Raw genomic sequence first — 20,131 nt, 5'->3', positions numbered from 1 at the left:
GGACAGAGACACCGGAACGCACCCCGGGCGGCCGGACGGCCTCTACCGCTCCCGGCCGCCCGCCAACAGATGCAACCTCAAGGCGAGTTGCAGCTCCAACGCCCGCCCGGGCTCGTTCCAGTCCCGCCCCAGCAGCACCTGCACCCGGTCCAGCCGCTGCACCACCGTGTTGACGTGCACGTGGAGTTCGTCCTTGGCGCGGATGAGACTGCCCCCGGACCCGAAATAGGCGCTGAGCGTACGCACGAGATGCGTGCCGCGCTGCGCGTCGTACTCCAGCAGCGGCCCCAGCGTCGCCGTGACGAAGCCGTCGACGTCCTGGGCGTTGCCCAACACCACTCCCAGGAAGCCGAGTTCGTCGACGCACGCGCCTTCCCCCGCACGCCCCAGGACCCGCATGGCGCGCAGGCAGCGGGCGGCCTCCCCGTATGCGGAGGCCAGCTCCCGGGCGCCGCGGGCCGGCCCGGTGGCGGCGACGGTGACGGGGGCCTGGATCAGCTGGCCGAGCTGGGCCGCCGCCGCGCGTGCCGCGGCACCGGCAGCCGGGCCGGGGTCGTCGGCCTCTATCAACAGCACCACGTTCCCCGCGTGTTCGGCGCTCACCCCGTGGATGTCCCCGCCGAACAGATAGCGCATCGCGGCAGGAGCCAGCCTCTCCCGGGCTCCGCCCTCGGCCACCAGCAGCAGATGTGGGCGGTCGAGGTCGATGCCGAGGCGTCGGCCGCGTTCGGCGAGCCCGGCCGGGTCTCGGTCCGCTTCGGTCAGCAGGTCGGTGATCAGCTCTCCGCGGATCCGGTTCTCGGTCTCGGCGACCGTGCGCCGCAGCAGCAGAAGGAGTCCGGTGACCACCGAGGCCCGCTCGAACAGCCGCCGGTCGGAGTCGTCGAGCTGTTCGCGCCGGTGCAGGACCAGACCGGCCAGGAGTTCCCGTCCGGCAAGGACCGCGCAGATCCACCGGCCGTCGCGGTGCACGGCGCGGGCACCCGTACGGGACTCCTCGGCGGTCTCGGCCAGCCACCCGGCGTCCATGCTGTCGGCGGCGAAGTCCGCACCGTCGGGCCGGACCGCCGCCAGGGGCCGCCCGCCCGGGTCGTGAATGGTGAGCGGGGAGTCCAGCAGCCCCGCGACCGCCGCGGCGACATCCTTGACGTCGCGGCCGCGCAGGACCAGATCGGTCAGCCGGTCGTGGGACTCCTCGGCGCGCCGCATCGCCGCCGAGTGGGCCCGTACGGCCGCATTGGCCTCGGCCAGCTCGGCGTTGGTCTCGGCCAGTTCGTCCAGCGCGGACCGGGTGTCGGCGAGCGCGCGGGCGGTGTCGATGGCGATCGCGGCATGTGCGGCGAGCGAGCACAGCAGGGCGACCTCGTCGGGGCTGAAGACGCGGGGTGCACGGTCGGCCGCGAAGAGGACGCCGATGACCTTTCCCGTGCCGCCGCGGCTGGAGCCGAGGAGCAGGGGCACGCCCAGGATGGCTACGAGCCCGTCGTCCAGCACCGCGGAGTCGATGTTGCGGGTGTGGTGGAAGCGGTCGTCGGTGCGGTAGTCGGGGGTCGCGTACGGGCTCGCGGTCTGCGCCACCAGACCGCCGAGCCCTTCGCCCAGCTCAAGCCGCAGGCGCTGGAAGGGCACCGACACCGACCCGTCGGTGACCCGCATATAGGTGTCCCCCGCCTCCTCGTCGGGGAGCGTGAGATACGCCGTGTCCGTGCCGAGCAGCATCCTGGCGCGGCGGACGATCGCATTCAGCACGTCGTCCAGGTCGCGGGATGCGGCCAGGTCGCCCGCGGTGTCGAAGAGCGCGGTGAGCTGGAGCTCGCGGCGCCGGTGCTGCCGCAGGGCGCCCCTGATCCGCAGGGCGGTGGCGGTGGCCCGCTCCACCTCCGCCAGATCGCCCGCGGGCACGCCGGCGGCCCGCGCCTGCGAGGAGACGGCGCCCAGCGCCTCGGCGGGGGCGTCGTCGGCCAGCAGGTCGAGGAGGCGCCGCAGATGGGGCGCGGCGGAGGCTGACGGTTCAGACATGGGCGGCCATCGTTCGTAGAGGTAGTAGAGGTCGTAGCGGTCGTACAGGTCGTAGGGGTCGGGGGATCAGTTGGCGGTCCAGCCGCCGTCCATGGAGAGCGAGGTTCCGGTGATGTGCCCGGTACGCGGCCCGCAGAGCCACAGCACGGCCTCGGCGACGTCGTCGGGTTCGATCAGGCGCTTGATCGCGCTGCGTTCCAGCATGACCCGCCCCACCACCTCCTCCTCGGTGATGCCGTGCGTACGGGCCTGGTCCGCGATCTGGTTCTCGACCAGGGGGGTGCGTACGTACCCGGGGCTGACACAGTTGCTCGTCACCCCGTGCTCCGCCGCTTCGAGCGCGACCACCTTGCTGAGTCCCTCCAGTGCGTGCTTTGCCATTACATAGGCCGATTTGTAGGGGCTGGCCCGCAGGCCGTGCACGGACGAGATGTTGACCACGCGTCCCCAGCCGCGTTCGTACATGCCCGGCAGGGTCCGGCGCAAGATGCGGAACGGGGCCTCCGCCATGACACGCTGGATCAGCGCGAAGCGGTCCGGCGGGAACTCGTGCACGGGGGCGACATGCTGGAGCCCGGCGTTGTTGACCACGATGTCCGCGTCGGCGGGCAGCGTGTCCACCGCGTCGGGGACGGAGAGATCAACCACCCATGCGGTCCCGCCGATCGCCTCGGCCAGGTCCTTGGCGGCGTCGGCGGCCTTGTCCACCACATGGACATGGGCGCCCGCGGCGGCCAGGGCCTGTGCGCAGGCCCGCCCGATACCGCTCGCGGCACCGGTCACCAGGGCGGTACGCCCGGTGAGGAACCGGTCTGCGGGCGACGGCGAGGGACCGGCGGCAGGTGGCGGGACGGTGGGCGGGGCGGCCTGCGGGGCGGGCCCGCGGTCCGGGCTCTGAGGAGTCTCCATGGTCGTCACCGTAAGGAGACCGAAGCCCACGTCACACGGGGTCGGTACACACACCGTCGCACGTCGGCATGGTGGTGACGTACATGGTGCGGGTCCGGTCCCGGGCCGTCAGCGGGCCACGTCCAACGCCGCCCGCTGCTCCGTGGCCGGCTCCAGGTCCACCGCGGCCGGGCTCTCGTCCAGTTGCGCCACCGAGGAGGCGCCGGCCAGCGGGACGACCGGGACATCGCCGCCGATGAGCCAGGCCGGAACCACCTGGTTGACGGTCGCCCAGGCCTGCTCGGCCACCGTCCGCAGCGCCGCCCGCCGGGCCGGCGTGCCCGGGTGGTCGAACTCCGGGCCCGGCGGCTTGTCCACGGAGACCGAGGACGGCATGGTCCTCGAAGGCGGCGCCCGGCTGCGGCCCGGCACCGTGGACAGCCGTCGTGACCACCGGATCGCGGTGGCCGCTGCCGTCGCCGCGGCATGCGCCGCGGCGGGTGAGTCGCTGGTCAACGGGTGGGACTCGGTCGCTACCGGTTTACCCGGCGTTCCTGGCGGACCTGGTACGGCTGACCGGGGCGGATGTCGCCGCGGCAGAGGTGCAGGAGGGCATGGTGGTGGGGCCCCCGCCGAGACGGGGGCAGGGTGAGTCCATCGGGTACCGCCGGCTCGTGCCCCGGTCCGGGGTCAGCCCGCCGCCTCCACCGCCCGTCGTGCCTCGGCCACCACCTCGGGGTCGGTGACGAAGTGGGTGTCCTGCTCGGCCGACGCGCCCCCGGCGCCGAGCGGTATCCACTTGCCGCCGCGCCGGGGCAGCGCCCTCGCCTTGGCGGAGAGATGGACAGCGGCGACGCCGACTGAGGTCAGGGCCGGGATGTCGGCGGGGCGCACGCCGCCGCCGGCCATCACCTGCACCCCGGGTGCGGCAGCGGCCATCGCGGCGATCGTCGCCAGCCCGTCGGCCGCGGCGGGAGCGCCGCCCGAGGTGAGGACCCGGGTGAGACCGAGTGAAGGCAGCAGTGCGGCGGTGGCCACCGGGTCGGCGGACTGGTCGATGGCGCGGTGCAGGGTGATGTCCACCGGGCAGCCCGGGGCGCGGGCCGCTTCGGCGAGCCGGGCGACCGCCACGGTGTCCAGGGTGCCGTCGACGGTCAGCGCGCCGATCACCACGCCGGAGGCACCGGAGGCGATGACGGACCGCACCTCGGCGGCCATGAGCGCGATCTCCTCCGCGTCATGGACGAAGTCGCCGGGCCGGCACCTGACCAGCACCTGCACCGGCAGCCCTTCCGCGGCGACCGCCTCCACCAGGGCTGCCGACGGGGTCAGGCCGCCCAGCTCCAGGGCGACGCAGAGTTCGACCCGGTCGGCGCCGTGCTCCCGGGCGGTCCGGGCGCCGGCCGGTGAGGTGACGGCGATCTCCAGGGCGGGGCGCGCGGTCACTCGTCGTCCCCGGTCAGCGGCTGGTCGGAGGCGGAGATGATGCGGGCCGACAGATCCGGGTCGGCCATCTCGCGGTCGAAGGGGAACATCGGGCGGCGGATGCGGTGGTGGCCCAGGCGTACCAGGTCCTGGTCCACACCGCCGGGGGTGAGCGCCATCTTCCACCCGACCGACATGTCGAAGAGTTCGGGCTCCAGGTAGCCGATCTTCACGATCACGATGTCGGCGCCGCGCGGGTCGAGGTCCAGGTCGGTGAAGTCGTGCTCGTGGTGGTAGGGCTTGCGGAGCCCGGTGAGGATCGCGTACACGCTGCCGACCCGGATCACGACCTCGGTCCGGGCGTCGCGGTCGCCGTGCCGGATGGCGTGCACCGTGCCGGTCAGGGTGACCGGGCCCGCGTGCCGGTCGTCCACCTCGGCGCCGGCGGTGACCGTGACGGTGGCGCCGACACCCGCGGCAACGGCGGTCTCGACGGCGGCCGGTCCCGGCACCGAGGCGTAGATGACGGTCGGACCGTCGTCCTTCTGGAACTCCGGGCGGGCCAGCAGCCGGGTCAGGCCCCAGGTCATGTCGCCGGCGCCCCCGGCGGTCGGGTTGTCCCCGGTGTCGCTGATGAAGTACGGGCGCTGGTCGGAGTCCAGGGCCTCGTCCAGGATGCCGTCGAAGGTGCCGGTCGGGGCGACGAAGTCGAAGTCGTCGCGGGCCTTCCAGAAGCCCTGGGCCAGGCGCTCGGCACCGGCCGAGACGGCGGCCCGGTCGGTGCCGGTGACCACCACCACGGCGCGGTTGCGCGGTTCGTCGGCCCAGGCGTAGCCGACCCATATCGCGGCGTCGATCACGCCGTCCATGGCCTCGACCTCGTCAACGGCCGCGTACACGCTCCTGGCCGGCTCGATCCGGGTGGAGGTCTGCTCGCCGGCCAGCAGCACCGGCACCGGCACCCAGGCCTTGACCGGGCGGGGCGCGCCGGAGGCCAGCAGGTCCACCAGGTTGCGGACGGCCCGCTCCTTGGTCTCCATGTGGTCCTCGTGCGGGGCCATCCGGTAGCAGGTGATCAGGTCGCTGCCGTGGGCGAGTTCGCGGGAGACGTTGCCGTGCAGGTCCATCGAGGTGGAGATGATCACGTCGGGGCCGACGGTGGCGCGGATGCGCTCCAGCAGCACCGCCTCGGCGTCGTCGATGCCCTCCACGGTCATCGCGCCGTGGATGTCGTACCAGAGGCCGTCCGGCCGGGGCAGCGCGGCGAGCCGTTCGATCAGCTCGTCGGTCAGCTCGGCCCAGGCGGCGGCGGTGACGGTGCCACCCGGCAGCGACTTGCCGACCAGGGCGCCGTGCCAGTCGGCCGCCTCGCGCAGTTCCTCACCGGGGGCCAGGAAGGGGTAGCGGTCCAGTACTTCGGCGCCGCGCGAGGGGTGGAAGGCGGGGGCCTGGGTGCGGGCGGGAGAGAAGGTGGACGACTCGATGCCGAGTCCGGCGATGGCTATGACCGGGCGGGCTGCGGCGGTGCGGGATTGCGACATGGCTCCTCGTAGGGGTGGGGCGTCAGACGTGACGGGGCGCTGGGGCGCGGAATTGGTCGGCGGCGCCGACCTCGCTCAGGGCGCGGGTCAGGGCGCGCTGCAGGGCGAACTGACCGGCGCCGACCAGTCCGGCGTCGGCGCCGAGGCTGGCCCGCTCGATGGTGAGGTGTTCGGTGACGAGCGGGTGGCAGCTCTCGTAGAGCTGGCTGCGCACGGCGGCGACGAACGGTTCCAGGGTGGAGAGGATGCCGCCGAGGTAGACGGCGTCGGGATTGAAGAAGTTGACGTTGGCGGCGAGCACCTGGCCGAGGTAGTCGCCGGCCCTGCGGACCGCGCGGGTGGCCAACGGGTCTGCGTCGATGGCGAGTCGGGCCACGTCCTCGGGGCTGCTGACGTCGGCCCCGCGCTCGCGCAGGATGCGGACCAGGGCGGCGCCGGACGCCACGGTTTCCAGGCAGCCGGTGTTGCCGCAGGAGCAGGGGATGTCGGCGCCGGCGTCGATCCGGATGTGGGTGATGTCACCGGCCGCGCCGGTTCCGCCCCGGTAGAGGCGTCCGTCGACGATGACGCCGGCGCCGATCGCGGAGCCGATCTTCACCATGATCGTCTGCCGGTGCTCGGCGGGCCGTACGGTGTGCTCGCCGATCGCCATGCAGTTGGCGTCGTTGTCCACGGCGGCCGGGACGCCGAAGCGTTCCTCCAGCCAGGCGGTGACCGGAAAACGGTTCCAGCCCGGCATCCGCGACGGCAGGACGACCGACCCCGACGCGATGTCCACCGGTCCGGGCAGCGAGAGCCCGACCCCGCGCAGCCGGCCGCGGCCGCGCTGCTCGGCCAGCGCCTCCAGGGTCTCGGCGAGCCGGGGCAGAGCCGCCTCGGGGCCGTCGGCGATCACGAAGGGGACGGTCGAGACATCGGTCAGACCGCCGCCGGGCAGCACCACACCGATCCGGGCGTGCCGGCCGCCGAGGTCGGCGGCGACCGCGAACTCGTCGTTGCTCCCCAGTCTCAGTACTTTGCGGGGGCGCCCGCCGGTGGAGGACTGGGTGCCCTCCTCGGCGATCAGCCCGCGCTCCACCAGATGGGCCACGGTGAGAGAGATGGTGGAGGCGGCGGCCCCCAGCAGTCCGGCGAGTTCGGCGCGTGACGAGGCCTGGCCCGATGCGACGAGTTCCAGGACCCGCGCGGCGAGGGCCGGCGTGCCTTTTGCGGCCCTGCGGTCCCATGCACTTATTTCAGTCATGTACGAAGTAACTTCCGCAACGGTGGGTGTGGCGAAGACAATACGCCCGCGCTCGGCGCGGGGGAACAGCTTCGCGAAGGAAGTAGGCCCTACCTGAAACCCATTCAATCCACCCAAATACCCCCAACGGAGAGGGGTGATCGAGGCGAGAGGGCTTTTTTCGTAGGTGCAGTAACTTACTTTTTACTAATTCTTGTTTGTTTCTTCGGCGTGTCCGGCGTTAGCTGTCGTGAACGCAGTGCCGGTCCCGGGCATACGGGTCCTTTCACTCTGAGGAGAGTCATGTTCCTTGCTCACACGGCGAACAGCCGCCGCTGGGCCCTTGTCGCGGGCGCCGCTGTCACCGCGGGTGCTCTGCTGACCGGTTGTTCCGGGGGCGGCACCTCGTCGTCCGCCTCCGGCTCGTCGGACACCATCAACTACGCGCTGCCGGCGAACTTCACGCCGAACTGGATCCTCCCGGTCGGCACCGCGGCGCACCTGAACACCAACAACTCCTCCATATCCCAGTCCCTCTGGGAGCCGCTGATCGCGTACGACGGCTCCACCGGCAAGGTCGGCTGGAACAAGGACAACTCGCTCGCCACCGCCGCCGACTTCGCCAAGGACAGCAAGAGCGTCACGATCACGCTCGGCGACCGGCACTGGAGCGACGGCAAGCAGATCACCTCCCGCGACGTGGAGTTCTGGTTCAACCTGGTCAAGGCCAACAAGGCCGACTGGGCCAGCTACAGCCCGGGCAAGGCGCCGGACAACTGGACCTCGCTGAAGGTCGTCGACGACACGCACTTCACCATCACCTTCGACCAGGCGTACAACCAGCAGTGGATGCTCGCCAACGAGTTGAGCATGATCCGCCCGATGCCGCAGCACGTCTGGGACAAGACCAGCGACTCGGGCAGCGTGTCGGACCTCGACCGCACCGCCGCGGACGCCAAGAAGGTCTGGGCGTACCTGAACGACGCCGCCAAGAAGATCTCCGGTTACGCCACCGACCCGCTCTGGAAGACGGTCAGCGGCCCGTACACCATCAAGTCGTTCTCCACGGCCGGCAAGGTCCAGCTGACGGCCAACGCCAAGTACGACGGCGGGGGCAAGGCCAACATCAAGACCGTGAACCTGCTGCCGTTCACCACCACGGACGCCGAGGAGAACGCGCTCCGGGCAGGCACGGTCGACTACGGCTACATCAACGCGACCAACCTCAGCCAGGAGTCGTCCTTCACCGCCAAGGGCTACACGGTGAAGCCGTGGTCCGGCTGGGCCATCACGTACATGCCCTACAACTTCAACAACCCCGCCATGGGCGCTGTGTTCAAGCAGCTCTACGCCCGCCAGGCGATCCAGATGTCGGTGGATCAGACCACCCTCTCCAAGGTCGTCTTCAACGGCACCGCGGTCTCCACCTACGGCCCGATCCCGCAGGGCCAGAGCTCGTCCTTCGTCTCGCCGGAGCAGAAGAACAACCCGTACCCGTTCTCCACCGCCAAGGCGAAGCAGCTGCTGACCGGCCACGGCTGGACCGAGCAGAACGGCACCATGGTGTGCACCGCGCCGGGCACCGGCGACAACCAGTGCGGCGCCGGCGTGGACAAGGGCACCAAGTTCCGGATGCAGGTGCTCTCGCAGTCCGGTTCGACCGTGACCGACAACATGATGAGCGCCCTGCAGTCGTCGTTCGCAAAGACCGGCATCGACTTCACCATCAAGACCGCCCCGGTCAACTCGGTCCTCTCGCAGGCCGGCCAGTGCAAGGCCGACCAGGACAGCTGCAAGTGGCAGCTGTCGTTCTTCGGCACCGCGGGCAGCTGGTACTTCCCGGCCTACCCGAGCGGTGACTCGCTCTTCGCCACCGGCGGCGGCTCCAACTTCGGCAGCTACTCCAACCCCGCCGTGGACAAGCTGGTCACCCAGACCACCACCTCCTCCTCCGACGAGGCGGTGCAGAAGTACAGCGCGGCCCTGGCCAAGGACCTCCCGGTCATCTGGCTGCCGGAGCCGGACTACCAGGTCTCCGTGGTCAAGAAGAGCCTTGGCGGCTTCGCCCAGGACTCGCTCGCCAACTTCCACCCCGCCATGTGGAAGTGGACGACCAAGTGAGCCCGGCCGGTGACCCCGCGTACCACTGAGCCGAAGCGACCGGAAAACACATGAGCACTTCCTCGTACCTGATCAGGCGGGTCCTCCAAGCCGTCGTGGTGATCGTCATCGTGACGATCGTGGTCTTCGGTCTGCTGCACGCCCTGCCCGGGGGTCCCGCTCGCGGGATCCTCGGCCCGCAGGCCACGGCGCAGCAGATCACGTCCTTCAACCACGAGCAGGGCCTCGACAAGCCACTTCCCGTGCAGTACTTCTACTACCTGAACCAGCTGCTGCACGGCGACCTCGGAACCTCGTACACCCTCAATGAGCCGGTCTCCCAGCTCATCACCGAGCGGCTGGCCAAGACCCTGCTCCTCACCGCCCTGTCGGCGATTCTCGGCCTCGTGCTGGCCATCCCGCTGGGCATGTGGCAGGCCGTCCGGCGCAACAAGCCGGTCGACTACGTCATCACCACGCTGAGCTTCATCGCCTACTCCACGCCCGTGTACTTCCTCGGGCTGATCCTGGTGCTGGTGTTCAGCCAGGCGCTGCCGTGGTTCCCGTCCCAGGCCCCGCAGGGGGACACGCTCGCCCAGGTGTTCTCCGAACCGCAGGCGCTGGTGCTGCCGGTCGTCGCCGGTGCGGCCTCGATGATCGCGGTGTTCAGCCGCTACATGCGGGCGGCCACCCTGGAGAACCTCTCCGAGGACTACGTCAGGACGGCGCGGGCCGGCGGTTCCCGCTCCCGCGCCATCCTGTGGCGGCATGTGTTCCGCAACTCGCTGACGCCGGTGGTCGCCATGCTCGGCTACTACGTGCCGGTGCTGTTCGGCGGCGCCCTGGTCGTCGAGCAGCTCTTCAACTACCCCGGCATGGGGCTGCTCTTCTGGACCGCCGCACAGTCCTCCGACTACCCGGTGCTGCTGGGCTGCGTACTGGTCATCGCGGCCGCCACGGTGGTCGGCACGCTGCTCGCCGACATCGTCCAGCGGATCATCGACCCCCGAGTGAAGGCAGGCCGGGCATGAGCGCCGCCATCCAGCCGGGCCAGGCGCCCGGCACGGCCACCGCCGCCGCCACGGCGTCCGGCACCCGGCTCGCCGTCCGGCGCTTCCTGCGCAACCGGCTCGCCGTGGTCGGGCTCGGCGTCGTGGTCCTCTTCTTCCTGCTCTGCTTCGCCGGTCCGCTGGTGTACTCCACCGACCAGACCCACACGATGCTCCAGCAGGTCAACCTCGCCCCCAGCGGCTCGCACTGGCTCGGCACCGACGCCGTCGGCCACGACGAGCTGGGCCGGCTGATGTACGGCGGCAAGGTGTCGCTGATCGTCGGCCTCGCCGCAGGCATCCTGGCCACCGTGATCGGCACCCTGTGGGGCGCCGTCGCCGGCTACGCGGGCGGCTGGGTCGACGCAGTGATGATGCGGATCGTGGACGCGGGGATCGCCATCCCGGCGCTCTTCATCCTGCTGGTGGTTTCCGCCATCACCACCCCGGGTCTGACCGGACTGATCGTCATCCTGGGCTTCGTCTCCTGGCTGGTGCCGTCCCGGCTGATCAGGGCCGAGACGCTCTCCCTGAAGAACCGCGACTACGTCCTGACGCTGCGGGCCATCGGCGGGACGCACGCCCGGGCGATCACCCGGCACATCCTGCCGAACTCGGTCTCGACCATCATCGTCGCGGCCACCTTCCAGATCGCCGACGCCATCCTGCTGGTCGCCTACGTCTCCTACCTGGGCCTGGGCGTCCAGCCGCCGGCCACCGACTGGGGCGGCATGCTCTCGGCCGGTCTCACCGCCGCCTACTCCGGCTACTGGTGGCTCATCCTGCCGCCGGGCCTGGCCATCATCCTGGTGGTGTGGGCGTTCAACGCGATCGGGGACGGACTCCGCGACGCATTCGACGTGAGGGGACGCGGATGACCGCCACCCAGGGCTCCGCCGCCCCGCAGGCCGGGCCGATTCTCGAACTCGACGACCTCGGTGTCGTCTTCACCACCGAGACCGGCAAGGTGCCGGCCGTACGAGGTGTCTCCCTGCACGTCCGCCCCGGCGAGACGCTCGCCCTGGTCGGCGAGTCGGGTTCCGGCAAGTCCACCATCGCGCTGGCCGCGATGGGCCTGCTGGCCGGCAACGCCCGTGCCACCGGCAGCGCCACCATCGCCGGCAACCAGGTGGTCGGTGCCCGCGAGGCCGACCTGGCGGCGCTGCGTGGCCGGACCGTCTCCATGGTGTTCCAGGAGCCGGCCACCGCGCTCGACCCGCTGACCCGGATCGGCAGGCAGATCGCCGAGGTGATCCGCAACCACCGCAAGGTGTCCGCCAAGGAGGCCGCCGCCGAAGCCGTCGAACTCCTCCGCAAGGTCGGCATCCCGGAGCCGGAGAGGCGGGCCACCGCCTACCCCTTCCAGCTCTCCGGCGGACAGCGCCAGCGGGTGGTCATCGCCATGGCCATCGCCAACGAACCGGCCCTGCTGATAGCCGACGAGCCGACCACCGCGCTGGACGTCACGGTGCAGGCCGAGATCCTCGACCTGCTGCGCCGGCTCGCCGTCGAGACCGGCACCGGCGTCCTGCTGGTCACCCACAACATGGGCGTGGTCGCGGACTTCGCCGACCGGGTCGCCGTGATGTACCACGGCGAGATCGTGGAGACCGGACCGGTCGAGGACGTACTGCTGCGCCCGTCCCACGAGTACACCGAGCGGCTACTGGCCGCGGTGCCCCGGCTGTCGGTCGCCGAGGCGGGCCGGCCGGCCGCGCCGGCCGCCGCCGCCCGCCCGGACACCGACCCGGTGGTCGAACTCCGCGACATCTCCGTGGTGTTCGGCCGTGGCAAGGGCGCCGTGCGCGCCCTGGACGGGGTCTCGCTCGCCGTACACGCCGGGGAGACCCTGGGCCTGGTGGGCGAGTCGGGCTCCGGCAAGTCGACCGCGTCCCGGGTCGCGCTCGGTCTGATCCCGCCGAGTTCCGGCACCGTCTCGCTGTTCGGCAGCGACCTGGGCCGCACCCGGTCCCGGGCCCGCCGGGCGCTGCGAGCCGGTATCGGTGTGGTCCTCCAGGACCCGGTGGCCTCGCTGGACGCCCGGATGACGGTCGGCGAATGCGTCGCCGAGCCGCTCAGGGTGCACCGCCGCGAGCTCTCCGCCAAGGACCGCCGGAGCAAGGTCGCCGACGTCCTCGACCGGGTCCGGCTGCCGCGTGAACTCGCCCGGCGCGCCCCCCGGGAGCTGTCCGGCGGTCAGCGCCAGCGGGTCAGCCTGGCCCGCGCCCTGGTCCTGGAGCCCCGGCTGCTGGTCGCCGACGAGCCCACCAGCGCGCTCGACGTGAGCGTGCAGGAGGCGGTGCTCGAAGTGATCTCCGAGCTCCAGCACGAGCTGGGCTTCGCCTGTCTCTTCGTCTCCCACGACCTGGCCGTCGTACAGCACTTCGCGCAGCGCGTCGTGGTGATGCGGGCCGGCCGGATCGAGGAGCAGGGCCCCACCGGGGCAACCCTGCTGCACCCGGAGACCGACTACACCCGCCGGCTGCTGGCCGCCGTGCCGGTGCCCGACCCGGTGATCCAGCGCGGCCGCAGAGCCGAACGTCTGGCCACCCTCGCGGCCGGCCGGACGGAGGCACAGGTATGAGCTTTTGTGACCGTACGCTCTTCGCCGGAGTGGACATCGGCGGCACCACGACCCAGGTGGTGGTCTGCGCCGAGGACCTGACCGTACTGGACCGCGCGGAGGTGGCGACCCCGGCGGCCGACGGCGGCCGGGCCATGATCGGCGCGGCCCTGGGCGCGCTGGCCCCGCTGCTGGAGCGCACCCCCGGCCGCCTCGTCGGTTGCGGGGTCGGCGCAGCCGGTGTGGTGGACTCCGCCACCGGTCGCATCCTGGTGGCCAGCGACTCCTTCACCGGCTGGGCCGGCTTCGCGGTGACGGACGCCGTCGAGGAGGCGCTGGGTGTCCCGGCGTTCCTGGACAACGACGTCAACGCCTTCCTCTACGGGGAGGCGTCCGGCGGCGCAGTGCGCGGCGAGTCGGACGTCCTCGGGATGACGCTGGGCACCGGGGTCGGCGGCGCTCTGTGGACCGGCGGCGCACTGTTCGCCGGGCCGCACGGCGCGGCCGGCGAGATCGGGCACATCCCCGGCTTCGGTGATCTGCTCTGCTCGTGCGGCGGCCGCGGCCATCTGGAGACCCTGGCCTCCGGCCGTTCCATCGGCGCCCGTTACGCGGACCGCACCGGCCGCCGGCTGACCGCCCGCGAGGTCGCACAGGCCGCCGGCCACGGTGACCAGGACGCCCTCGCGGTGTACCGGGCCGCCGGTGCCGGGATCGCCCGGGCGATCGTGATGACAGCGGGCGTCGTGGACATCACCACGGTGGTGGTCGGCGGCGGGGTCAGTCGCGCCTGGCCCCTGTTGGAACCCCTCATCCTGACGTCACTGGCCGCCGACCCGCCGGTCAGCGGCCACCCTGTCCGGCTGGTCAGGGCCGCCCTGGGGTCCGACGCCGTACCGGTCGGCGCCGCGGCACGGGTGCGACAGGAACTCGCGACGGGGGTCGAGGTCTGAGGCTTCCCGGGTGCGGGCGTTGCCGGCCGGGAGTCCGCATCTTCGAGCGCACTCGATGTCAACGCCCGCTCCCCGCCGGTGCTCGCGGCGCAAGGGCGGCGCCGCACACAGCGGGGCCCGAGGGATGTCAGCCCGCCCCATGGGCCGTGGCGGCCCGGACTCGTAGGTTCCGGCAACAGTCCACATGTCCGCACGCCCGCACGTTCCGAGCAGGGAGGCCCCCGTGCGCCCATCGATCCTGCGACGCCTGCTCCGGCGCGTCGCGTCCACGGCTGTCCTCGGCGTCGTCGCGGCGACGCTGAGCACCGTGGGCGCCGCCCAGCCCGCCGCTGCCGCCGGAGGCCTGCAGCAGGTCACCGGCTTCGGCACGAACCCCGGCAATCTGCAGATGTACCAGTACGCCCCCGCAGGTCTGCCCGCGAACGCACCGCTGGTGATCGCCCTGCACGGCTGTACGCAGACGGCCAACGACTACTACACGAAATCGGGCTGGCCGAAGTACGCCGATCTGTGGGGCTTCGCCGTGGTCTTCCCGCAGACCACGTCCGCCAACAACTCGCTGTCCTGCTTCAGCTGGTTCGACCCGGCCGAGGACAGCAGGGGCAAGGGCGAGGCCGCCTCGATCGTGCAGATGGTGGAGCACGCGAAGCAGAGTCACGGCTCGGACGCCCGCCGGGTGTACGTCACCGGCCTCTCGGCGGGCGGCGGCATGACCGCCGACCTGCTGGCCGCGTACCCGGACGTGTTCGCGGGCGGCTCCGTGGCCTCGGGCCTGCCCGCCCAGTGCGCGACGAGCCAGGCGGCCGCGTCCGGCTGCCAGACGGGCCCGCAGAAGCTGACGCCCACGCAGTGGGGCGACAAGGTACGCGGCTCCTACCCCGGCTACTCGGGCCCCTGGCCCCGCGTGGCGATCTGGCAGGGCACGTCCGACTACACGGTGTATCCCGCCAACGCCACGGCCCTGCGCGACCAGTGGACGGACGTCTGGGGTATCGGCCAGACGCCGTCGTCCACGGACACCCTCCCCGGCAACACGACACGCAGCATCTACAACGACGCCTCCGGCAAGCCCGCCGTGGAGACGTACTCCGTCTCCGGCATGGGCCACGGCCTGGCAGTGAGCCCCGGCTCGGGCACCGACCAGTGCGGCACGACGGCCGCGTACTTCCTGAACTCCATCTGCTCGACGTACTACACGGGCGTCTTCTGGGGCCTGGACCAGGACACACCCGGCGGCGGCCAACTCCCCGCCCCGTCCGGCCTGCAGGTCACAGGCGTCACGGCGAACAGCGCTTCACTGTCCTGGAACGCCGTCCCGGACTCAGCCTCGTACGCGCTCTACCGCAACGGCACGAAGGTCGCCTCCCCCACTTCCACGACGTACACGGACTCGGGCCTCTCCGCCGGAACCGCCTACCGGTACACGGTGGCAGCGGTCGACGCATCGGGCACAGCCGGCAGCACGTCACCCCAGGTGACGGCGACCACGACGGGCGGCACACCGGCTCAGTGCTTCACAGCGACCAACTACGCACACGTGACCGCGGGGAGGGCGCACACCACGGGCGGCTATGTGTACGCCAACGGCTCGAACGAGAACATGGGCCTGTACAACGTCTTCGTCACGCACACGGTGAAGGAGTCACCGGCGGGGTACTTCGTGATCGCCGACACGGGGTGTACGCCGGAGGTCAAGTCCTGAAAAGAGATCGCGACTGTGTGGCGGCATCGTTGGCCTCAGCGTCGTGTCTGAGGCTTCCGCGGTCGCGCGTTTCTACGATGAACTCGCTTCACGTCCCCGGTCTCATCGACCACCAGCACCGCATCCTCGTCGCGCAGGTGCTTCAGTACGTACTCACGCCCGTCGTCGCGCACGGCGTCGGCATCCCACCTGGCCCGGCCGAGCAGGTGCTGCATGCCGTGGGGGTGGCCAACCCTGCCCACTCGGCGATGCTCCAGCAGTTCCTGCGCGGCAGGTCCGACAGCGGCCCCAGCGCCAAGCCCCGCACCCGGCGCCGGGGTTCGACCCGCGCGAACCGGCCCGCTATCCGGGACCTCAGGGCCTCGAAGCCCTCCTGCCGGCGGGCAGGGTCTACGCTGTCCCTCTCGGCCGCCGCGGGTTCTTCTGTCTTCACACACCGATGGTCACAGATGGCTGCAGTTGACAGTCATGGGTGCACCCCTGGATAGGCTCCCGTGCCCATGAGCGCCATACAACTCTGGAGACGAGTACGCCGGGCAGACAAGCCGGTCGCTGTCATCGTTGGCGTGGGGAACCTGCTGCTCTGCGGCGTGCTCTTCTTGATGATGATCGGCGGGGTACTGAACTTCGAGGCCGCTACCCGGGAGCAGGAGACCGCCGCTCAGACTCTCGCGGGCCAGATCTTTGGGTGCTGGCTCGCGGGCGGGCTGATGCTGTTCTCCATGCTGGGAATGACGCGGGCCTTGTTCAGCCACCTGGCCACGATGCTATGTATGCCCGCCGCGCTGATCCTGATCTTGACACTCTTGTGGTGACGTGCGGCACGCGATCCAGCAGGCACTGAAGGCCCGAGCTACACCGACGCTCGGCTTCGGACAGGCGGCTCTGAGTGCCGAGCGGCCAACTGAGCCAATAACGGCCGACTGGGGCACCCAGTCACATCACCAGCAAGATCACGATCTACGGCTGGATTATTAGATTAGAGCAATCTCAAGAATGGGGTGCGAAGAAAGAAATCCATCCCACCCCATTCAAAAAGACATGCACCTAGAACAGTTGACGCCGCATCGTCGAAGAACTTCCACTCCCCCAATATTCTTCGAGCTACCCGCCTACCACCTCTATGCAGATCCACTCCGAAGTGACGCACTTCGAAATGGATGTCGATCCCATCAAATCCGACTCGCCTGCGGGAGTGAAGACAGGACGACTTGACGGTTATTTTGAAATCGGCGCCGTCGAGCGACCCGCGCGTGCCATTTCTGAGGATTTTCATTGAAGTTAAACCCGGTGAACCGAACTCCGGAACCAGAATCCTTCCAGCCTTGCCGGCATCGATGATCCACTCTTCGCGCTTCTCCGCCTTCGCCTCATGGCTTCGACGCTCTGCCGGGAGGCGAGAGAGAGTGACTTCTCCTAGATGCGTAATAGCGTGCGCGTAAACCATTTCCCTATCAGCTGGATTCCCCCACTCGGCGCGAGATACCCGCCGTTTCAGTATCATTCACTATCCTTCCGGTTTGGAGGAGCGGTGCCCCGGGGCAAGGGCGGAGTGGCGGCAGTGGACTCCTCCCAGTGCGTGGTGCGGTCCGGCGGGCTCCACCCGCCGCGGCGAACCGTAAGGGCCGTTGCCCCGCCGTGGACGAGAGAGCACCGCAAGGCCTCTCAGGACCCCTTTCCGCATGCCGGCTGACCATTCACCCACTATCGGCTGATGGTTTTCCCGTACCCTTCCCTGACCACCAATCAGAATACAAGTCCATTAATTTCCGAAAAAAAGCAAGAACGCTGAACCTGACGCACCCCGAGGAAGCCCACAACCTAATCGCACCCAAGCCGAACGGGTGGATCCAGGATCAAGTACCAGATCCCGAGTAGGTATCCATCAGAATGAGTCCAGCCACGAATATCACCATGCTCACCGAGGCCCCCACTCTCTGACGTCTTGTCCAGTTGCACCAGTCGCGTTGCCCCCGTCGAGATGAGCAGGCCGAGCCCACCAATAACCATCACGGAAGCTCCCACGCATCCCATGACGACCTCCCTCAGTAACTATTGCCCACTGCTGAACTTGAATGTGTGATGTCGACCTGATTGTGTCAACTGGTCAGGTTCAGGCCGGCGCCCATGAGACAGCCGTCGGTGGGGTGGGGGGCGGTATTGGGTTTTCTTGAGGCTGCGCTTCACGGCGGTGGCAAGTTGGTCGAGGTTGGCGGCGGCGAGGTTGCCGATGGTCCGCTTCACCAGTGACCAGATGCCCTCTTGCGGGTTGAGGTCAGGTGCGTAGGAGGGGAAGTGGAAGACGGCGCCTCGTCCTCGCAGACGATCCAGGCTCCGCGGACCGCCGCCGTGCCTTTACCTGCGGCCACACCTCCCTCTTCCACAACTCCACCGCGCTGTCGTCACGTTCGATCGCCCGCCGGGCCGGCTGCTGCCAGGACCAAACCATGACGCCTCAGCAGCCGCCATGCCCCCTCCACCGTGTAGCCGACGTGGAACAACCGCCCGATCAACGTCTTTACCCGCGCCAGCGTCCACCCCTGGCCCGCCCACCGTGAGCCAGCGGACCACGCTCCAACTCCCGCTCACGCTTCGCTATTTGGGCTACAGAAAGCCTCGGACGCCCTGGCGAACCCTTCGACCGGACATCCTCCTCACCCCGCTCCCGCCACTGACGGCGCCAGCGTTCCACCGACCGCTCACTCACCCGCAGCGCGGCTGCGATCTCCCTGTTCTTCGCGCCGCCCTCGAAACGAGCGACTGCCTCCAGCCGGACCCGCCCCCTCGCCGCCCTCTTGGCATCGCTCAAACCGCCGCCCTGTGCGCATCTAGTGTCCTGCGCCGGAGATCCGTCGGCAGAAGCGGGCGAGGGAGTCGAGGATCTCCTCGGCCGTCTTGGTCCAGATGAACGGTGTTGGGTTTTCGTTCCACTCCTTTACCCACGCACGGATGTCGGCTTCCAGGGAACGCACGCTTTTGTGGGAGCCGCGGCGGATCTTCTGGTCGGCGAGGAAGCCGAACCACCTCTCCACCTGGTTGATCCAGGACGAACTGGTAGGGGTGAAGTGCAGGTGGAATCGGGGGTGTTTGGCCAGCCATGCCTTGATGGCGGGCGTCTTGTGGGTGCCGTAGTTATCGCAGATCAGGTGGACCTGGAGGTGCCCGGGAACCTCCTTTTCGATCTTGATGAGGAACTTCTTGAACTCCGCTGCCCGGTGCCGACGGTGCAGCGAGGTGATGACTTCGCCGGTCGCGACGTCGAAGGCCGCGAAGAGGGTGGTCAGACCGTTGCGGACGTAGTCGTGGGTGCGACGCTCGGGCATGCCCGGCATCATCGGCAGCACCGGCTGAGACCGGTCCAGCGCCTGGATCTGCGACTTCTCGTCCACCGACAGCACCACCGCCCCTTCGGGCGGATTGAAGTACAGCCCGACCACGTCGTGGACCTTCTCCACGAACAAGGGGTCCGCCGACAGTTTGAAGGTGTCCGTCAGATGAGGCTTGAGATGGAACTTGCGCCAGATTCGGCCCACGGTCGACTTCGACAGCCCGCTGCGGTCGGCCATCGACTTGCGCGACCAGTGCGTGGCGTTCTTCGGCATCTCCTCCAACGTGCTGACCACGACGGCCTCCACCTGGTCGACGCTGATGGTGGGCGGTCGACCCGGCCGGGGCTCGTCCATCAACCCGTCCAGCCGGGCGGCCAGGAACCGCCGACGCCACTTGCGGACCGTATCCGCCGCTACCCGAAGATCCCGCGCCACCACAACAATCGGCGGAACGTCAGGGCCTGCACACGCCAGCACGATCCGCGCCCGTAACGCCACCGCCTGCGCAGACGTCGCCCGCCGGGCCCAACGCTCCAGCACCGCACGCTCGTCAACGGACAACAACAACGGTTCCAGCTTCGGACCACGACGCGGTGCGGGCACACCCGCAGAAACACTCATACAGGAACTAACGATAGATCTCCGGCGCAGGACACTAGCACCACACAACTACCGACCCGACTCAGCAGCTGTCAGGCGAACGGCCCGGCACCCAATCAAGTTCAGTATTCACATCACACGATATCAACTGCCGCTGCGCGCCATCCAGATCGCGCCTGCACCTGCAATGGCAGCACACAGGATAAGAGACGCGTCAGCGCTCCAGCACCGTGTCCAGCGGACCTGCGGAGCCGCTGCCTTCGGTTCGCTTACCGTACGGGCGGAATGCAGCCACGTACTAATCTTTCGCTCCGCCTCTTCGCTGGAACCTTTAAAGCGATCCACCAGAGATCCACCAAATGCAAAAACCGAGACGGCTCGGTTTTTTTTGAGATGCACCTCAAGTGTGCCGTCATCGGAGACTGAGACATCGCGAATCGCAACATTCGGAAGAATGTGACTACGCAGAGGGTTCACCACCACGAGTGCATCCTCAAGCAGGATAACTTTACAGTTGGCGATTCGCCCACAGATGCCCGCAAGCGCCAAGTAGATTGGCATTCCCTGCCAACCGGTCCGGAATCCATTCACCGAGGTGACCTTGCACACTGCCGCAAGCATTCCAACCCCGAGTCCCACAATTACAATGCCGCAAAGAATGGGCCAGGAACGCCGCCGGAGTACATCTTGCCTCATTGCGGATACCATTACTCTCCCGTTCCCGGCCGTTCACGCAATTC

General features: G+C 69.4%; 15 protein-coding genes and 3 pseudogenes. 8 read left to right on the top strand and 10 right to left on the bottom strand.

Annotation, left to right across the window (positions count from 1 at the left end; genetic code table 11):
- Nucleotides 1–42: 42 nt before the first annotated feature.
- The 3 genes and pseudogenes from OG609_RS28830 to OG609_RS28820 form a co-directional block, all read right to left on the bottom strand.
- Nucleotides 43–2,019: a helix-turn-helix domain-containing protein gene (locus OG609_RS28830; RefSeq protein WP_327275492.1), complete on the bottom strand. Its 1,977-nt coding sequence runs from the start codon at nt 2,017–2,019 to the stop codon at nt 43–45.
- Between the two features lie 66 nt (nt 2,020–2,085).
- Nucleotides 2,086–2,928: a 3-hydroxybutyrate dehydrogenase gene (locus OG609_RS28825; protein ID WP_327275491.1), complete on the bottom strand. Its 843-nt coding sequence runs from the start codon at nt 2,926–2,928 to the stop codon at nt 2,086–2,088.
- 108 nt (nt 2,929–3,036) lie between these two features.
- A pseudogene (locus OG609_RS28820) lies at nt 3,037–3,291 on the bottom strand (aldo/keto reductase); the annotation flags it as partial.
- A 10-nt stretch (nt 3,292–3,301) separates the two neighbouring features.
- Between OG609_RS28820 and OG609_RS46320 the strand changes: the two are divergent.
- Nucleotides 3,302–3,559, top strand: coding sequence for a hypothetical protein (locus tag OG609_RS46320; protein ID WP_385651266.1), 258 nt, complete (start codon nt 3,302–3,304; stop codon nt 3,557–3,559).
- A gap of 38 nt (nt 3,560–3,597) precedes the next feature.
- Here OG609_RS46320 and OG609_RS28815 read toward each other — a convergent pair whose 3' ends face one another.
- The 3 genes from OG609_RS28815 to OG609_RS28805 are packed head-to-tail and all read right to left on the bottom strand — an operon-like array spanning nt 3,598 to nt 7,116.
- The gene (locus OG609_RS28815) at nt 3,598–4,353 is read right to left on the bottom strand and encodes a copper homeostasis protein CutC (RefSeq protein WP_327275490.1); all 756 of its coding nucleotides are present in this window, start codon (nt 4,351–4,353) and stop codon (nt 3,598–3,600) included.
- Complete coding sequence (locus OG609_RS28810; protein ID WP_327275489.1) at nt 4,350–5,873, bottom strand: M81 family metallopeptidase; 1,524 nt, start codon at nt 5,871–5,873, stop codon at nt 4,350–4,352. Before OG609_RS28810 ends, OG609_RS28815 begins: the two co-directional genes overlap by 4 nt.
- Nucleotides 5,874–5,895: 22 nt before the next feature.
- Complete coding sequence (locus tag OG609_RS28805) at nt 5,896–7,116, bottom strand: ROK family transcriptional regulator (RefSeq protein WP_327275488.1); 1,221 nt, start codon at nt 7,114–7,116, stop codon at nt 5,896–5,898.
- A 282-nt stretch (nt 7,117–7,398) separates the two neighbouring features.
- On the opposite strand from OG609_RS28805, the gene OG609_RS28800 reads away from it, so the two are divergent.
- The 6 genes from OG609_RS28800 (at nt 7,399) to OG609_RS28775 (ending at nt 15,462) form a co-directional block, all read left to right on the top strand.
- Nucleotides 7,399–9,216 (top strand): peptide ABC transporter substrate-binding protein, encoded by a 1,818-nt coding sequence (locus OG609_RS28800; RefSeq protein WP_327275487.1) that lies wholly within the window; start codon nt 7,399–7,401, stop codon nt 9,214–9,216.
- Nucleotides 9,217–9,266: 50 nt separating this feature from the next.
- Nucleotides 9,267–10,226 (top strand): ABC transporter permease, encoded by a 960-nt coding sequence (locus tag OG609_RS28795; protein ID WP_327275486.1) that lies wholly within the window; start codon nt 9,267–9,269, stop codon nt 10,224–10,226.
- Complete coding sequence (locus OG609_RS28790) at nt 10,223–11,122, top strand: ABC transporter permease (protein ID WP_327275485.1); 900 nt, start codon at nt 10,223–10,225, stop codon at nt 11,120–11,122. The genes OG609_RS28795 and OG609_RS28790 overlap by 4 nt, the downstream gene beginning before the upstream one ends.
- Nucleotides 11,119–12,828 (top strand): ABC transporter ATP-binding protein, encoded by a 1,710-nt coding sequence (locus OG609_RS28785; RefSeq protein ID WP_327275484.1) that lies wholly within the window; start codon nt 11,119–11,121, stop codon nt 12,826–12,828. Before OG609_RS28790 ends, OG609_RS28785 begins: the two co-directional genes overlap by 4 nt.
- Nucleotides 12,825–13,760, top strand: coding sequence for an ROK family protein (locus OG609_RS28780; RefSeq protein WP_327275483.1), 936 nt, complete (start codon nt 12,825–12,827; stop codon nt 13,758–13,760). Before OG609_RS28785 ends, OG609_RS28780 begins: the two co-directional genes overlap by 4 nt.
- A gap of 223 nt (nt 13,761–13,983) precedes the next feature.
- Nucleotides 13,984–15,462, top strand: coding sequence for an extracellular catalytic domain type 1 short-chain-length polyhydroxyalkanoate depolymerase (locus OG609_RS28775; protein ID WP_327275482.1), 1,479 nt, complete (start codon nt 13,984–13,986; stop codon nt 15,460–15,462).
- Nucleotides 15,463–15,545: 83 nt separating this feature from the next.
- Here OG609_RS28775 and OG609_RS28770 read toward each other — a convergent pair.
- Nucleotides 15,546–15,820 (bottom strand): annotated as a pseudogene (locus tag OG609_RS28770) (transposase); the annotation flags it as partial.
- A 142-nt stretch (nt 15,821–15,962) separates the two neighbouring features.
- Between OG609_RS28770 and OG609_RS28765 the strand changes: the two are divergent.
- Nucleotides 15,963–16,277: a hypothetical protein gene (locus OG609_RS28765; RefSeq protein WP_327275481.1), complete on the top strand. Its 315-nt coding sequence runs from the start codon at nt 15,963–15,965 to the stop codon at nt 16,275–16,277.
- A gap of 1,284 nt (nt 16,278–17,561) precedes the next feature.
- On the opposite strand, the pseudogene OG609_RS28760 reads toward OG609_RS28765, so the two are convergent.
- The 3 genes and pseudogenes from OG609_RS28760 to OG609_RS28750 all read right to left on the bottom strand — a co-directional run bounded on the left by OG609_RS28760 (nt 17,562) and on the right by OG609_RS28750 (nt 20,000).
- A pseudogene (locus OG609_RS28760) lies at nt 17,562–18,271 on the bottom strand (winged helix-turn-helix domain-containing protein).
- A 19-nt stretch (nt 18,272–18,290) separates the two neighbouring features.
- Nucleotides 18,291–19,412 (bottom strand): IS630 family transposase, encoded by a 1,122-nt coding sequence (locus OG609_RS28755; RefSeq protein WP_327275480.1) that lies wholly within the window; start codon nt 19,410–19,412, stop codon nt 18,291–18,293.
- Between the two features lie 123 nt (nt 19,413–19,535).
- Nucleotides 19,536–20,000, bottom strand: coding sequence for a hypothetical protein (locus OG609_RS28750; RefSeq protein WP_327275479.1), 465 nt, complete (start codon nt 19,998–20,000; stop codon nt 19,536–19,538).
- Nucleotides 20,001–20,131: the final 131 nt, after the last annotated feature.

The organism is Streptomyces sp. NBC_01224 (assembly GCF_036002945.1).
In the GTDB taxonomy this organism is placed as follows: Bacteria; Actinomycetota; Actinomycetes; order Streptomycetales; family Streptomycetaceae; genus Streptomyces.
Note: the sequence above shows the minus strand (reverse complement) of the source record. Positions and strands in the feature narration are given on the sequence as shown.

Coding starts and splice junctions, on each gene's coding strand:
- OG609_RS28805 (WP_327275488.1), bottom strand. CDS start 7,116: ATGACTGAAATAAGTGCATGGGACCGCAGGGCCGCAAAAGGCACGCCG.
- OG609_RS28810 (WP_327275489.1), bottom strand. CDS start 5,873: ATGTCGCAATCCCGCACCGCCGCAGCCCGCCCGGTCATAGCCATCGCC.
- OG609_RS28825 (WP_327275491.1), bottom strand. CDS start 2,928: ATGGAGACTCCTCAGAGCCCGGACCGCGGGCCCGCCCCGCAGGCCGCC.
- OG609_RS28785 (WP_327275484.1), top strand. CDS start 11,119: ATGACCGCCACCCAGGGCTCCGCCGCCCCGCAGGCCGGGCCGATTCTC.
- OG609_RS28795 (WP_327275486.1), top strand. CDS start 9,267: ATGAGCACTTCCTCGTACCTGATCAGGCGGGTCCTCCAAGCCGTCGTG.
- OG609_RS28765 (WP_327275481.1), top strand. CDS start 15,963: ATGAGCGCCATACAACTCTGGAGACGAGTACGCCGGGCAGACAAGCCG.
- OG609_RS46320 (WP_385651266.1), top strand. CDS start 3,302: ATGGTCCTCGAAGGCGGCGCCCGGCTGCGGCCCGGCACCGTGGACAGC.
- OG609_RS28780 (WP_327275483.1), top strand. CDS start 12,825: ATGAGCTTTTGTGACCGTACGCTCTTCGCCGGAGTGGACATCGGCGGC.
- OG609_RS28800 (WP_327275487.1), top strand. CDS start 7,399: ATGTTCCTTGCTCACACGGCGAACAGCCGCCGCTGGGCCCTTGTCGCG.
- OG609_RS28830 (WP_327275492.1), bottom strand. CDS start 2,019: ATGTCTGAACCGTCAGCCTCCGCCGCGCCCCATCTGCGGCGCCTCCTC.
- OG609_RS28755 (WP_327275480.1), bottom strand. CDS start 19,412: ATGAGTGTTTCTGCGGGTGTGCCCGCACCGCGTCGTGGTCCGAAGCTG.
- OG609_RS28790 (WP_327275485.1), top strand. CDS start 10,223: ATGAGCGCCGCCATCCAGCCGGGCCAGGCGCCCGGCACGGCCACCGCC.